Genomic DNA, 14,694 nt, shown 5'->3' on the forward strand with positions numbered 1-14,694 from the left:
ATCGTTTCGGACCGACGGCACCGCTGCCCCGGCGCGCCGAGCTCACACCCGGCGGAACCGCCGGACGGCCTCGAACAGGTCCCGTACGTCGGAATTCATCCGGTGCTTGCTCGCTTCGAGCTCCAGCGGCTTGAGCCGGTCGGCGACGCGCTGGGACTTGACCCGCTCGCCGTGCTCCAGCGCCCGCCGCCCGACCTTGACGCCCTCCTGCAGGTCGCCGGCCCGGATGTGGTTGGTGGCCTGCAGGCTGAGGCCGAAGACGTGGGTGCGCGCCATGTCCGCGCCGTAGGCCTCGTTGCACTTGATGGTCTCGGCGACGGCGATCGACGCGTGCTTCTTGGGGTCGAACACCGACAGCGCGTCGTGCGCGGAGCCGATCATGCCGTGCAGGTCGTTCTCGGTGAAGAAGCGCACCCAGTCGGGCGCCTCGTCGGCGCGGGCGCGGGCGAACTCGTCCTTGGTGCGGCCGACCATCTTCTGCACCTGGTCCGGCTTGTTCAGCATGCCGTAGGCCCAGGCCTCGTTGGCGCACAGCACGGCCACGGTCAGCGCGGAACCGGAGTCCTGCGCGGCGATCTGGCCCAGCTGGAACAGCTTCAGCGCCTCGTTGGGCTCCTCGTAGTGCAGGTAGACGCGGCCCATCCGGTACAGCACGCTGGCCACCAGGCCGTCGTCCTCGGCCTGCTTCGCGAACTCCAGCGCCTTGCCGAAGTGACCGCGGGCGGGGTCGAGCAGGCCCACGTCGAACGAGGTCCAGCCGGCCAGGCTGTGCATGTCCGCCAGCGCCACGAAGAGCTGCTTGCGCACGGGTTCGGCGGCGCTGGACTCGAGCAGCTGCTGCGCCCAGGACAGCTGGGCCACCACGGCGTCCCGGCAGGTTCCGCCGCCGTATCGGTAGTCGAGGTCACGCAAGGCCTTGGTGGCGGCGTGGATCTGCTGCACGTCGGTCATGCCGATCCGGGTCGGCGCCGGGGTCTGGGCGTTGGCCGGCAACCAGGAACTGGTTTCGGTGCCGAAGACCGCGGCGCCCATCGTCACCGCCGCGGCGTGGGACAGGAACTTCCTGCGCTTCACCGACTCGTCCTCCTCAGCGTCGGGGGCGTTGGTCGCCTTCGCGACCCGCATCGCGGTCGCCCCGTCGTACGCGAGGCCCATGTAGCCCCGCGGGATACCCAGCCCGTCGGCGATCCGGGCGAGCACGTCATAAGCCATGACCTGCCGCCCCTTGAGGATCTCGGACACCTCGGATTGCGACTGCCCCGTCGAGGCTGCAATCTGTCGCTGCGAAACGCCGTGCCGGCGAAGCTGCCGGTAGATCTCACTGACGTCCCGCCGGGCCAGTGCATCCCGCATTTCCCGCTCGTTCCAAACGTCGGGTGTAACGGGAGAGCCGCCAGAACCGATGATGTTCATTTAGACCCCCTGACGCTCTGCTCGGGCGTTGGTCGCAGAGTAAGGGCACTGCTGCATCCCGGTGAAGCGCGTATCGGTAGAGGTGATCGGCAGCGGTGAAGTCCACCGACCGCTCGTCGTTGCCGTTGGCCCGGTTATCGCCTGCGCCCTAGGCGCGACGCCCCGGTCCGTTCCAATCTAGTCACCACAGGCAACCGAGCACGAACGGGAACGGTGACGCGAGATGCGGGAAGCACAGGGTGGGAACGGCCGGTCGGCCGGCTTCCCCTCGGCCCCCGCGGACAGCCGCCGGTGGTGGCGAGTGGACTGCCGAGACGTGGCGAACTCGCACCGCTTCCTGGACGTGCTGGTCAACCGGGACAGGGTGGTGCTCGTCGGACCGCCCGGCCACTCCGCGACGCTGTCGGCCATCGGCCTCGGCCAGTTGTCGGTCGCGTTGCGGGATGCCGCTGTGCAGGCGAGAAAGTGACGGTGACGTTTCGGTGGATGAGATCCTGGGTCAGGTGCTGCGAAGTGCGGTGCGAGAGCGGCTCGACGTGTTGACCGAGCTCGCGAACCGCGCGGACGCCCCTTCCTTGCTCTCCGTTGCGCGTTCCGAACTCCCCCGGCTCACGGAGGGGTGGCGGACGCTGCTCACCGCGCACGACGCCGACGAAAAGGGCAACTGCCCGGAGTGCTCCAGCCGCTGGCGCTCGCAGAAAGCACCGTGCTCGGTGTGGCGCACGGCTTATGAGCACCTGGTAGCAGGAGCCCTGGCACCCCGTCCCGCACGGCACCAGCGCCCGGCGCACGCTTTGCGCCCGGCCGCGCCGGTGCCGTAAGCCGGCGGACTCGGCCCCGGACAGCATCACCTCCTCCCCGACCCGGGTAGCCGAGAAACCGCCAGGCGGCGGTCGATGAGCGGATGGTCGTGTTTCCCCGACCTCGACCACTCGATCATCGGCCGCCGCCGCGAAAACTCCACATCGGACCGGCTGGCACGCCAGCGCGGTCACCCAGATTTCCGCGGGCCGGTGCTGACGCACTCCCCTCCCCCCGACCGGTGCCGGTCCGCGGAACTCCAACCACTCCGGTCACGCCGTTTCCCCGGACGGCCCCGGAGTCTGGAAAGGCCCTGGAGCTCGATTCCCCGACCGAGCCCAGGGCCTTTCCATGTCCGCATGACCGACCCCCGCGTGCACTTCTTGCTGCTATGGCGACAAGAAGTGCGCACGGGTCTCTCAGCGGAGGCGGGCCTCGGCTGCCGGGTAGTCGGTGTAGCCCCGCTCGCCGCCGCCGTAGATGCGGCCGGCGTCCACCGGTGCGAGCGGGTGGCCGCCTGCGAACCTGGCCGGCAGGTCGGGATTGCTGATGAACAACCGGCCGTAGGACATCACGTCGGCGAGACCGGATCGCAGGACGCGTTCCCCGGCTTGCCGCGTGGTCGGTTCGGGGCCGTTGAAGTTCGCGATCAGCGTTCCCGGCCACCGAGGCCGCAGATCCGCCAGCGCCGGGTAGTTCCCGCGTTCCACGATGTGCAGGTAGGCGAGCCCGAGCGGTCCGACGGCGTCGAGCAGGGCCCGGTAGGTGCCTTGCGGATCCTGCTCGGCGATGTCGTTCTCGGGGTTGTCCGGCGAGATCCGCAGTCCGACGCGGTCGGCGCCGACCTCCGCGGCCACCGCTTCGACCGCTTCCACCGCGAGCCGCAACCGGCCGCTGCGGGAACCCCCGTAGCCGTCGCCGCGCACATTGGTGTTCTCCGCGAGGAACTGCTGGATCAGGTAGCCGTTGGCGCCGTGCAGTTCCACGCCGTCGAAGCCCGCCCGGATCGCGTTCCTCGCCGCCACGCCGAAGTCCCGGATCGTGGCGTCGACCTCGGCGGTGGTCATGGCCCGCGGCGTGACGTGGTCGAGCAGGCCGTCGGCGGTGAAGATCGTGCCGGAGACCGCGCGGGCCGACGGCGCGACGGGGAGCTCGCCGAGCGTCCTCGGGTGGCTCATCCGGCCGACGTGCCACAGCTGGGCGAAGATCCGGCCGCCGCTGGCGTGCACGGCATCTGTGACGTGCCGCCAGCCGGCGACCTGCTCATCGGTGACCAGGCCGGGGATCCCGGGGCCGCCCTTGCCGAGGGGGTTCGGCCAGATCCCCTCGCTGACGATCAGCCCGGCGGCGGCGCGCTGGGCGTAGTAGTCACCGGTGATCGCGGCGGGCACGCCGGTGCGGTCGTCGGCTCGTCCTCTGGTCATCGGGGCCATCGCGATCCGGTTCGGCAGGCTCAGGCGCGCGCCGCGGTACGGCTGCAGCAGCGGACCGGTGGTCTCAATCGTGGTCATGGGTGGCTCCTGGAGTTCCGGTGCGGTCAGCGGGCGAGGGCGATCGCGTCGATCTCGATCTGCCAGTCCGGTCGGGCCAGCGAGGACACTTCCAGCAGCGTGTCGGCGGGGTACGGCTCGGCGAGGAATTCTTCGCGCAGCTCGATGACCGCCGGCAGGTTCGCGGCCATGTCCCGGACGAGGATGGTCACCTTGACGACGTCGGCGAGGGTGGCCCCGGCCGCGGCGAGCACCCGCTCGATGTTGGCGAACGCCTGCCTGCCCTGGGTCTTGAAGTCGTCGCCGACGGTGCGGCCGCGTTCGTCGATGCCTGCCTGGCCGGAGACGTGGATGAACCCACCGGCCTTGATCGCCTGCGAGATCCGGTACGGCTCGTACCAGTCGGGATCGGTGGCGATGCGCTCGATGTCGGTGGCGGTCATGGCCGTCCTCCAAGTTCATGCTCAGTATTTGTATGTGCATGCATATCTTGAGCATTCATGTACCTTGATGTCAACCACGACCTACGCGACACCTGGGAGACCCGATGGCCGAGCCCGCCGCGGACGATCAGCTGTGGAGCCGGGTCGTCACGTTGTCCGGCCGGGTGGAGAGCGAGCTGGCCAAGGCCATGCAGCGCAAGCACCGGCTGGGCCTGTCGGAGTACCGGGCGCTGTGCCACCTGGCCGGCGCGGACCAGGGCGAGCTGCGGATGCAAGAGCTCGCCGACGCCGTCGGGCTGAACCAGAGTTCGGCGAGCCGCCTGGTCGCCAGGCTGGAATCCGCCGGGCTCACGGTCCGCGACCACTGCCCGGCCGACCGCCGCGGCGTCTACAGCGTCATCACCGAGGCTGGGCGCGAACTGCACGCAGCGGCCCAGCCCACCTACCTGGCGGCGCTGGCCGCCGCGCTGGACCGCGCCGCCGCCGACCCCGACCTGGCCACCACCGTCAAGGCACTCCGCGGGTAGAACGTTCCGTTCGGCGAAATGACCCGTGCGCACTTTTTGCTGCTATGGCGACCAGAAGTGCACACGGGTCAGCAGACTCCCCGCCTCGGACGAGTAGCAGGACCGCACGCTCACTCCGGTGGACGCTCGACGCATCCGAACCGTCCACAATCGACGTTCGGGTACTTCCGGACTACTTCCGGCGGAGGCGGGCCCTGGCCGCGAAGTCCGGGTCGAGCCGGATCCCCGGCGGGGTCCGCGATCCCCTCGGGGCCGGGACCGCCGCGCCGATCGCGCCCGTCAGGTGGGTTCGCTGGGACGGGACCATCAGCCACGGCTGGCGGGGGCCGAGCAGCGGCGAGTACACCGGCACGAAGCCCTGGTCCAGCAGTGAGATCGCGAAGTCCACCGCCACGTTGCCGCGGTCGTCGAGCACCCCGGTGCCCTGCCAGGGCAGCAGGCCGGAGCCGCCGAGGTAGGTGAACCCGAGGCAGCCCTTGCGGACCGCGCTGAGCGTCAGCCGCACCCGGTTCGGGAACATCCGCTCGTAGCCGAACTCCTCGTCGACCTGCATCGTCGCCATGTAGCGGAGCACCGTGTGCCAAGCCCGGCGCAGCACCGCGCAGCGCGCCTGGCGCACCTCGGCCGACACGGTCTGGTCGGTCACGTTGTAGATGTCCGCGTAGACCGCCGTGGACCACTCCAGCCGGTCCGTGCCCGCGGGCACCACGACCGGCACCGAATACACCAGCGACATCAGGATTTCCCGGAACAGCCCGATGACGTGCGGCGCGAACTCGCCCATTTCGGCGGTGCGCAGGTGCACCAGCTCCAGGGTCCGCAGCGGGTTGTCGGTGATGTCGAACGACCTCAACGACTCGGCGAGCAGCCGGCGGTAGCGGGCCACTCGCGACGCGTGCTCGGCCTTCAGCCCGGGTAAGCCGAGCCGCTGCTCGGCGACCGCGTCGATCTCCTCGACGGTGGTCCGGTCGCCGATGCCGACCAGGTCGACGTACTCGCGCAGCTTCTTCTGGTACGCGTCGGTGATCGCGTGCGGGCGGCTCCGGAAGTGCCTGCCGTCGGTGAGGATGTTGAAGTGCAGGCCGGGCCGGTGCACCGCGCTGACCGCCTGCTGGAGCTCCCGAAGCCGCGCCATGGCACCGAGTTCGGCGAAGTCCGGCAGCGGGCCGCCGGCCTTGAGCCGGTTCAGGCACTGCTTGACCGGGAAGCCGAGCAGCACCACCTCGATGGGCTCGCCGCGGCGCACGAACGGTTCGGCGTCGCGCCGCAGGTCGGCGGGTTGGTAGTTGGCGCGGGAGCCCTTGATGAACTGCTTGCGGGTGAACACGTGGTGCAGCGCCGCCAGCACCTGCTCGGGTTCGCTGCGCTCGTCGATGCCGAACTTCGCGACCGCGCTGCGCCCGGTCCGCGCCGCCGCCCGGTCCGCGTCGGCCACCACCGAGTCCACGATGGACAGCGATTCCTGTTCGGTCAGGTGCACGGCCCAGCGCTGCGCCTGGCGGTTCTTGCGCAACGCGCCGATCTGCAGTTCTTCCAGCGAGTGCGTGTTGGACAGCCGCTGACCGCTGCGCGTGCCGGGGCGCGGCGTGGTCTCGAAGGTGGCGATCACCGAGGCGGCGTCGGCCACCGGCTGCGCCGGGAGGCGTTCGGCGGCCAGGCCGGGGATCTCGACGGCGACCGGGAGCGCCCCGCCGAACTCCTTGGTCAGGGCGATGCGGTTCGCCAGCTCGTCGTCGAAGACCGCCACCACGTCGACATCGCCGAGCTCGCGGAGCTTCTCCACCTTCAGCTCTGTGCGCGGGCGGCCGCCGTCCTCGGACAGGCACAGCAACGTCGCGTCCGGCACCCCGGCGGCGGCCAGCACCTCCTCGGTGTGCTCGCGGAACCGCTCGCGCCGACCGGTGCAGAACACCACCCGCCCGCCGGCGTCCTGCACGTCCCAGACGAACCGGGCCAGCCCGGCGTTCACGCTGTCGGTGCGCAGCTTCTCCCGCGGCCGGGCCAGGAACGAGCGGGTGAAGTCGGCGCGCACCTCTTCCCAGTCGACGGACGGGTAGCGCTCGCGCAGCCCGCTGAGGGACACGAAGTTGTGCCAGGTGGCGGCCGCGTGGGTCGGCAGCACCGGCAGCGTGCCGGGGCCGGCCAGCTCCAGGATGCCGTCCGGCGCGCCCGGCCGAGGCCCCGAAACCGAGCGGGCGGCGTCCAGGATCCGCTGCAGCGGCACGAGCCCGCACAGGTCGACGTCGATCACGACCGCGGGCTGCGGCAACCGGTCGTCCCAGCGGCGCCGGCGGGTGCGCTGCTGGACCCGGTCCAGCACCGATTTCAGCACCTCGTCCTGCGCTTCCGGCACGGTGTGGACGTAGCACTGCAGCGGCTGTTCGCCGGAGAGCAGCTCCGCGCTGCGCGGCCCCAGGAAGCGCAGTTCCTCGGCGATCACCCGGTCGACGGCCCGTCGCACCCGGCTCTCCCGCCGCGCGGATTCGAGGCGGCTGAACCCGGCGCTGAGCTCGTCGAGGGTCTCCACCAGCGCGCGCGCTCCCGCCGACACCTCGGCGCGGGTCGGCTCGTGGCTCACCCGCAGGTAGTCGGTCACCACGATCCGGCCGGTGGCCTGCAGCTCCGGCGAGAGCTCGAAGGCGATCCCGCCGCCGCCCAGGGCGAACAGCCCGATCCCGTGCACGTCCAGGGCCAGCCGGAAGGTGCGCAGCAGCGGGCGGACGAAGTGCTCCAGGAAGTACTCGAGTTCGTCCTCGCGCCGCTCGAAGCGGTTGTCCAGCACCACGCGCAGCAGGCCCGGGGTGCCGTCGTCCACCGGTTGCAGCAGCGTGGCCAGGTCGGCCGCGATGGTGCCGCCGGGGTGCGTCGGGTGGGCGGGCGCGGGCTCGGCGATGCGGGTCAGCGCGGCCGAGCCGGTGCCGGTGTCCACCACGACCGCGGGCACCGGCTGGGTGGCGCAGTGCATCCGCAGGTCCGGGTCGGATTCCACAATGGACGACAGCCGCTCCCAGCCGCGCAGTTGGCGCAGGGCACGCTCGCGGGGACCGGCGGCCTGCAGCTGCACGGTGCGCTCCGGCCCGCTGACGGTGATCCGCTCGGCGGGGAACGGCACGCTGCGATTGGGACCGAGCACCGCGGCGAAGCAGTCCTCGGCGAGCTGGCGCCGGGTCGAGGTCAGCAGGTCTGCGCGGTCGGCGGGCAGCGGCACCGAACCGCCAGTGTCGCGGTCCGCGGCCAGCGACCGGGTCAGCCGGTGCAGCCACGCCGGGTCGAACACCCGGCGGGTGCGGCGCAGCCGTACCAGCGCGCGGTAGAGATCGGACCAGTTCGGATCGTGCCCCAGCGGCAGCCCCGCCCCGGCGCCGGCGCCGCTGAGCTGCAGCGATCCCCCGGCGGACCGCTCGACCCGCAGGCCGTAGCCACCGGCGGAGAGCAGATCGTTCGCGGCCGGGATGGTCAGCGGGTGCCACAGCCCGGGCGGCACGTCCGCGGCCGTGGCGGGCGGGCTCGCCGGTGCGGCGAGCTCCGGGGTCAGTCGCGCGGTCACGGGGCTGCGGTGCGCGTCGCGCGCGTGGCAGCCGAACAGGCACGGGTACCGGCGGCAGGTGTGCCACCGCACCAGGTTCTTCCCCCAGTCGATGTCCACCTGGCAAGCAGAGCACGTGGCACGGCGGGAAAACGAGGGGCGGCCGGGCAGTAACCCACGATGACCTTTCTGTCACTGAGAATGACGGCTCGGATCACCCTAGATAGCGACCTTGTGCGCTGACAACATGACTCACTGCATATGCCAACGGTGTAACGCGACAAGATCCGCAGGTCAGAGACCTGCCCGAAAAGCACCCGATGACCAACCGACGGGGTCTGGTCAAGCTATCAACAAAGAAATCACCCGAACGACTGATACCGTCCCCGGCATGTCCGGAGCGCACGACCGCCCGTGGGCCGGGAAACTGTGGACATCGCCGGCACCGGGAGAAACCCCTGGAACCAGCCGGTGAACCACATCGCCGGGTCGAACTCGGCACCATCTCCCCCAGGACTCCCCTGAAAGAGAATCATGGTCGTGGTCGGCAAGATGGTCAGTGAACATGATCAAGGAGTCGCCTTGCCTGCCGAAGTAGCCCCGTTGCGCCGGAAGCCGGTCCAGCAACGCAGCGCACAACGTGTGGAGAAGATGCTCTCGGCCTGCGCCGAGCTGATCGACGAGGTGGGCTATGACGGTTTAACCACCACGCTCATCGCCGAGCGGGCGGGCGTCGCGGTCGGCTCGCTCTACCAGTTCTTCCCGGACAAGCGCGCCGTGGTCCAGGAACTCACGCTGCGCAACCTGGACCGCTTCGTGCGCACCGTGTCGGCCCGGTTCGACCAGCTGGAGCTGGCGCACTGGTGGGACGCGGTGGACGCCGTCTTCGACGTCTACCTGACGATGCACCGGGAGGTCCCGGCGTTCAGCCGGCTGCACTTCGGCGACGTGGTGGACCTGCGGCTGCTGGATCCGAGCAAGGACAACAACGCGGTGATCGCGGAGAAGCTGACCGGGCTGATCGCCGAGGAGTTCAGGCTCGACCCGGCGGACCTGCTGCTGCCGCTGGCGGTCGCGGTCGAGGCGGCGGATGCGGTGCTGCACCTGGCTTTCCGGCGCGATCCCGCCGGCGAGCCGACGCTCGTCGCGGAGGCGAAGGAACTGGTGCGAGGCTACCTGTCCAACCGGATGCCCGAGGGTCAGCCGAAGGATCTGCCTTCGCCGCGGTAGGTCGGCACGGTGGCGGTCAGCCGGTCGGCCGCCACCAGGTGGTAGTGCGCGAACCGCTCGGCGGGCTCGCCCGCCTTCGCGTGCCGGAACCACACCCGGTCGCCGAGCCGGAGCCGCCCGGCCGCCGCCCCGACCACGGGCGTCTGCACCTCGCCGGCGCCCTCGGTCGCGAGCAGCCGCAGGCCGCCCGGCGAGTGCGGCACGGGCACCCGGTCGGCCCCGACCGGCCCGGAAGCGAGGTAGCCGCCGCCGAACAACGTCGCGATCCGCGCGGCGGGGCGGTGCACGACGGGCAACGCGTAGAACACCGCGGGCCGCGGGCGGAAGGAGCGGTAGCCGTCGAACAGCGTCGGGCCGATCAGCCCGGAGCCGGCGGCGACCTCGGTGACGGCTCGTTCCGCCGCGGTGCCCTCCAGACTGCCGGTGCCACCGCCGTTGACGAACTCCAGCGGGGTCAACGCCCGCACCGCGCGCACCACGGCGGCCCGGCGTTCGGCGAGCTCGGCGGCCGACCGGCGCTGCATCCAGCGCAGCGCGGCGGCCTTCATCGGCTTGCCGTGCGGCGCGTCGCCGAGCCCCGCGATCTGGCCCTCGTACGCCATCAGCCCGACCAGGCGAAAACCCTTGCGGCGCAACACCGATTCGGCGAGCCGGCGAGTCTGCGCGACGGTGTGCACCGGGGAACGCCGGGTGCCGACGTGCAGGCCGGGCAGCGGCCGCCAGGCCGCGTCGACCTCCAGGCAGAGCCGGATGGCGGGCCGGTCGGGGCCGAGCGCGGCGTCGATGAGGTCGAGGTGGTCGACGGAGTCGACCATGAGCGAGATCGACGCGGCGGCGGCCGGGTCGGCCGCGAGGTCGCGCAGCGCCGAGCGGTCGACGGTCGGGTAGGCGACGAGGATGTCGTCGCTGAGCCCTTCGCGGTGCAGCCAGATCGCCTCGGCGAGGCTGTAGCACATCAGCCCGGCGTAGCCCGGGACCTGCAGCACCCGGTGCAGGAGCTCGCGGCAGCGCACCGACTTCGTCGCCACCCGGATCGGCCGCCCGGCGGCCCGCCGCACCAGGTCGGCGGCGTTGTGGTCGAACGCGTCGAGGTCGACCACCGCGAACGGGGGGTCGAGCTCGCTGGTGATCTCGTCGAACCGGCGCACGTGGACAACAGTAGGCCGAAAACTCTTGTTATGTGAATCTCTTTCACATAATTTCTCCGCGATGGCACCCGAAGGAGGGTTGGCGATGCAGCGTTGGACCAACTGGGCGGGCACTGCCACCGCCACCCCCAGCGCCCTGGTGGCGCCGCGCGACACCGACGAGGCCGCGGCGGCGATCCGCGACGCGGCCCGCGGCGGCGGTACCGTCCGGCCGCTGGGCACCGGCCACTCGTTCTCCGGCATCGGCTCGCCGGACACCGGCTGCGCCCTGGACCTCTCGCACTGGTCCGGGATCGTGCACGCCGACCCGCACACCGGGCTGGTCAAGGTGCGCGCAGGCACGCCGCTGCACCGCCTCAACGCCGAGCTCGACGGGCTCGGCCTGGCGATGGCGAACCTCGGCGACATCGACCGGCAGACCATCGCCGGCGCCATCTCGACCGGCACCCACGGCACCGGCGCCGGGCTCGGCGGCCTGGCGACCCAGGTCGAAGAGCTGGAACTGCTGCTCGCAGACGGCACCGAGAAGCGCTGCTCGGCCGCGGAGAACCCGGAGCTGTTCGCCGCCGCCCGGCTCGGGCTCGGCGCGCTCGGCGTGATCACGACCGTGACGCTGCGCTGCGTGCCGGCGTTCTCACTGGTCGCCGACGAGCGACCGGCGCGGCTGGACGACGTGCTGGACGGCTTCGACCAGCTCGCCGCCGACAACGACCACGTCGAGTTCTACTGGTTCCCACACGCCTCGAACACGCTGGTCAAGCGGAACAACCGGCTGCCCGCCGGGCAATCGCCGCGGCCGCTGCACCCGCTCCGGCACTTCCTGGAGTACGAGGTGCTGGAGAACCGGCTGTTCGGCGCGGTCTGCCGGCTGGGGCGCGCGCTGCCCGCATCGGTGCGGCCGCTCAACCGGTTCTGCGCCGCGACTTGGTCCGCGCGTTCCTACAGCGACAGCTCGCACCGGGTCTTCACGACGCAGCGCAACGTCCGGTTCCTCGAATGCGAGTACGCCGTGCCGCGTGAGGCGCTGCGCGACGTGCTCCAGGAGCTGCGGGCCGCGGTCGGCCGGCTCGACGATCCGGTGATGTTCCCGGTGGAGGTGCGGGTCGCGGCCGCCGACGACGTGTGGCTGTCGACCGCGTACCAGCGGCCGTCGGCCTACATCGCGATCCACCAGTTCCGGGGCATGCCGCACCGGCGCTGGTTCGACGCGTTCGAGGACATCGCCGGTGCGCACGGCGGACGGCCGCACTGGGGCAAGATGCACCGGCTCGACGCCGCGACGCTGCGCGAGCGCTACCCGCGGTTCGACGACTTCCGCCGGGTGCGCGCCGAGGTCGACCCCACCGGGGTCTTCCGGAACCCCTACCTGGACCGGGTCCTCGGCGCCTGTGGATAACTCGCGCAATTTCAATGGAAATCAGAGGTCCGATTTCCATTGAAATTGCGGCCGACGGGTCAGCGGAGGGCCGCGCGGACGGCCTCGGGGATCGGGGTCTCGCCGTTGACGAGCTCCAGGGCGCGCCTCGCCGCGGCGGGCTGGTCGAGCAGGGCCAGCAGCACCGCGGCGACGTCCGCGCGGGTCACCTCGGCCCGGTCGACCGATGCCGCCAGCGCGACGCGCCCGGTGGGCGGGTCGTCGGTCAGCCGGCCCGGCCGCAGGATCGTCCAGTCCAGCGATCGCGGCCGGAGGTCCTGCTCCGCCGCGCGCTTGGCGTCCAGGTACGCGCCGAACACCGGGTCCACGTCCGGCGGGTTCGGGCGCGTCGTCCCCATCGAGCTGACCTGCAGGAATCGGCGAACTCCGGCCCGCTCGCAGGCGTCCGCCAGCAGCGCGGAGGCCGCGCGGTCCACGGTGTCCTTCCGCAACTCGCCGCTGCCCGGACCGGCCCCGGCGGCGAACACCGCGGCGTCCACATCGGACAGCAGAGCGGCGAAGGCATCGGCGTCGAGCCGCTCCAGATCGGCCAGCTGCGGCTGCACCCCATCGGCGCGGAGGTCGTCGGCGTGGTCGGGGTTGCGGATCAGCCCGAGCACGGTGTCACCGCGCTCGACGAGCATCGCCCCCAGGTGCCGCGCGATCTTCCCGTGCGCCCCGGCAATCACGATTCGCATGCCGCCCAACCTAGAGCACCCGCGCCCGCACAGCCTGTGGACAACTCACCGCAGGCTGTGGACAACTCGCCCCGTCGGTCGTGAGTGCGCAGCCGGGTGGCGCGCCCGATTGCGCTACGCACTCACGACCCGACCCCAGGGGCTGGCTTCGGGGTTCAGCGGCGCGACGGGGCGGGGGCCTCCGTCGCGAGCAGCTGCTGGTAGACGACCTCGTTCACCCAGCGGGACACCGCGGTGTGCTCGACCGGCGGGGCGTCGTCGAAGCACCGCCCGTCCAGCTCCACCTGCACGTCGTCGCCGTCCGCGCTGAGCACCGCGATGCCGAACTGGCGGGCGCGGATCAGGCAGGTCGAGGCGAAGTCCGGGGCCACCGCGACGTTGCGCGGCACCACGATGGCGGCGCTGGCGAACCGGGCGAACGGCACCGCAGCGGTCAGCGCGCTGCGCCAGTGCCGGGCCGGGGCGAGGACGCCGGTGACCCGGGCCGCGGGCGGCGGCACGCGCCCGTCCATCTCCGGCCACACCCAGGTGGCGATCTCGGCGCGGTCCAGCACCGGCCCGCTGCCGAAGCACAGGCGCTCGGCGTGCGCGTCGGGGAGCAGCTCGGCGGTCGCGATGATCTGCCGCCCGAGCAGCTTCACGGGCGGCAGCACGCTGCCCGCCCAACCCAACGTGTCCACCGACCGCTGGGCGAGCCGGCCCATGGAAGCGGCGAGCCCCAGCGGGGACCGAAGCTGCGTCGTCGAGCAGGCTCGGAGCTCGTCCTCGGTCCAGGCACGTCCCGGCATTCCGGTCACGGCGTTCCGCCTCCCTCAGGCACTGCGCTTGCACTCCGCGGCCTCCGACAACGGGGCCACTGCCGACTTAAACAGCTCGGAGCGGGTTTTGCGCTGCTCAACGGGGGTCCCTGCGACCGGCGGCGGGCATCGGTCGGTGACTGGTCGATGAATGACATCAGGACTTCAGCCCAGCGATGCCGCCATTCAGGTGATGCCGGTACGGCACCTGCCAATCGGGTTTTCCGCGACCACCCAAGCCGAATTCGGCAGGTCCCGCAGAACGACCACTGGTGGGGCGGTCAGTGGGACAGCAGGTCGAGGTTGATCCGCTCCTGCTCGACGAGCCGCTGGCGGATGCCCTCCGCGGCCGGCAGCAGCGGCTTGACCAGCTTCGAAACCTCCGCGCGGACGCTGTGCGCCACCACGCCGAGCGCCGCGACGACCGTGCCGCCCACGTCGTGCACCGGAACCGCGACGGAGCAGTTCCCGAGCGTCATCTCCTCGTTGGCCTGCGCGAATCCCCGGCTTCGCACGGTCTGGAGCTCGCGCCCCAGCCGACCGGGCTCGGTGATGGTGTAAGCGGTGTAACGGGACAGCCCGCGTTCGCAGTACTGGTGCATCACCGCGCTCGGCGCATGAGCGAGGAGCACCTTGCCGACGCCGGTCGAGTGCAACGGCAGCCGGCCGCCGCTTCGCGAGATGATCGGCACGGCCCGCGGCGTGGTGAGCTTCTCGACGTAGACGACCTCTAGCCCGTCGCGGACCGCGAGGTGGACGTTGTCGTGCGTGTTCTGGCACAGCTCCTGCATGTACGGCAGGGCGATCTCGCGGAGCCGGCTGTTCACCGGCGCCAGCAGCCCGATCTCCCACAGCCGCAGCCCTATCGCGTAGCGGCCGTCGCCGTCGCGCTCCAGCGCGCCCCACATCTCCAGCTCGCGGACCAGCCTGTGCGCCGTGGCCAGCGGGATCTCCGCACGCCGGGCGATGGCGGTGAGGGTGAGCCGGGTGTGGTCGATGTCGAAGGCGGTGAGGACGCTGAGCGCCCGAGCCGTGACCGACCGGCCAGGATCCCGGCTGTTGCCCGCCATGACTTCCTCCCGTGCAGGTGCTCGAACTGTTCTGCGTAGCGGTGCCGGTAGCGGAGCAAGCTGCGAGGGCGGGCTGAGCGGCTGTGCCGCTGCGAGGACATGCACGTGCCCGCCTCCAGTGTCGACCCCGACGATGC

General features: G+C 71.4%; 13 protein-coding genes. 5 read left to right on the forward strand and 8 right to left on the reverse strand.

All coding sequences use genetic code 11. The annotated features are described in order from the left end of the window. Positions 1–42: 42 nt before the first annotated feature. On the reverse strand, positions 43–1,413 hold the full coding sequence (locus AB0H93_RS06110) for a helix-turn-helix transcriptional regulator (RefSeq protein ID WP_132479391.1): 1,371 nt from the start codon (positions 1,411–1,413) through the stop codon (positions 43–45). A 223-nt stretch (positions 1,414–1,636) separates the two neighbouring features. Here AB0H93_RS06110 and AB0H93_RS06115 point away from each other — a divergent pair, with 223 nt between their 5' ends. Then, on the forward strand, positions 1,637–1,882 hold the full coding sequence (locus AB0H93_RS06115) for a hypothetical protein (protein ID WP_358568116.1): 246 nt from the start codon (positions 1,637–1,639) through the stop codon (positions 1,880–1,882). A gap of 13 nt (positions 1,883–1,895) precedes the next feature. Next, entirely contained in the window at positions 1,896–2,234 is a 339-nt protein-coding gene (locus tag AB0H93_RS06120; protein ID WP_358568119.1) for a hypothetical protein, read from the forward strand. 399 nt (positions 2,235–2,633) lie between these two features. Here AB0H93_RS06120 and AB0H93_RS06125 read toward each other — a convergent pair whose 3' ends face one another. Together AB0H93_RS06125 and AB0H93_RS06130 are read right to left on the reverse strand one after the other, a co-directional pair. Continuing rightward, a complete protein-coding gene (locus AB0H93_RS06125; protein WP_358568122.1) occupies positions 2,634–3,725 on the reverse strand; it encodes an alkene reductase in 1,092 nt (363 codons plus the stop codon). 26 nt (positions 3,726–3,751) lie between these two features. Beyond that, positions 3,752–4,147, reverse strand: coding sequence for a RidA family protein (locus AB0H93_RS06130; protein WP_358568125.1), 396 nt, complete (start codon positions 4,145–4,147; stop codon positions 3,752–3,754). A gap of 104 nt (positions 4,148–4,251) precedes the next feature. Here AB0H93_RS06130 and AB0H93_RS06135 point away from each other — a divergent pair, with 104 nt between their 5' ends. Continuing rightward, positions 4,252–4,674, forward strand: a complete 423-nt coding sequence (locus tag AB0H93_RS06135; RefSeq protein ID WP_358568128.1) for a MarR family transcriptional regulator — start codon at positions 4,252–4,254, stop codon at positions 4,672–4,674. A gap of 172 nt (positions 4,675–4,846) precedes the next feature. Here AB0H93_RS06135 and AB0H93_RS06140 read toward each other — a convergent pair whose 3' ends face one another. Further along, the gene (locus AB0H93_RS06140; RefSeq protein WP_358568131.1) at positions 4,847–8,320 is read right to left on the reverse strand and encodes an L-tyrosine/L-tryptophan isonitrile synthase family protein; all 3,474 of its coding nucleotides are present in this window, start codon (positions 8,318–8,320) and stop codon (positions 4,847–4,849) included. A gap of 531 nt (positions 8,321–8,851) precedes the next feature. Here AB0H93_RS06140 and AB0H93_RS06145 point away from each other — a divergent pair. Further along, positions 8,852–9,430 (forward strand): TetR/AcrR family transcriptional regulator, encoded by a 579-nt coding sequence (locus tag AB0H93_RS06145; protein WP_358568496.1) that lies wholly within the window; start codon positions 8,852–8,854, stop codon positions 9,428–9,430. On the opposite strand, the gene AB0H93_RS06150 is transcribed toward AB0H93_RS06145, so the two are convergent. Next, on the reverse strand, positions 9,400–10,578 hold the full coding sequence (locus AB0H93_RS06150; protein ID WP_358568134.1) for an amino acid deaminase/aldolase: 1,179 nt from the start codon (positions 10,576–10,578) through the stop codon (positions 9,400–9,402). The two genes, AB0H93_RS06145 and AB0H93_RS06150, sit on opposite strands and share 31 nt — an antisense overlap. A gap of 85 nt (positions 10,579–10,663) precedes the next feature. On the opposite strand from AB0H93_RS06150, the gene AB0H93_RS06155 reads away from it, so the two are divergent. Next, positions 10,664–11,974, forward strand: a complete 1,311-nt coding sequence (locus AB0H93_RS06155; RefSeq protein WP_358568137.1) for a D-arabinono-1,4-lactone oxidase — start codon at positions 10,664–10,666, stop codon at positions 11,972–11,974. Between the two features lie 59 nt (positions 11,975–12,033). On the opposite strand, the gene AB0H93_RS06160 is transcribed toward AB0H93_RS06155, so the two are convergent. The 3 genes from AB0H93_RS06160 to AB0H93_RS06170 form a co-directional block, all read right to left on the reverse strand. After that, a complete protein-coding gene (locus AB0H93_RS06160; protein WP_358568140.1) occupies positions 12,034–12,690 on the reverse strand; it encodes an SDR family oxidoreductase in 657 nt (218 codons plus the stop codon). Between the two features lie 155 nt (positions 12,691–12,845). Further along, entirely contained in the window at positions 12,846–13,478 is a 633-nt protein-coding gene (locus AB0H93_RS06165; protein ID WP_207954119.1) for a hypothetical protein, read from the reverse strand. 290 nt (positions 13,479–13,768) lie between these two features. Continuing rightward, entirely contained in the window at positions 13,769–14,557 is a 789-nt protein-coding gene (locus AB0H93_RS06170; protein ID WP_358568142.1) for an IclR family transcriptional regulator, read from the reverse strand. Between the last annotated feature and the right edge of the window lie 137 nt (positions 14,558–14,694).

The sequence above is a fragment of the Saccharopolyspora sp. NPDC050642 genome, assembly GCF_040654735.1.
GTDB lineage: Bacteria > Actinomycetota > Actinomycetes > Mycobacteriales > Pseudonocardiaceae > Saccharopolyspora > Saccharopolyspora elongata.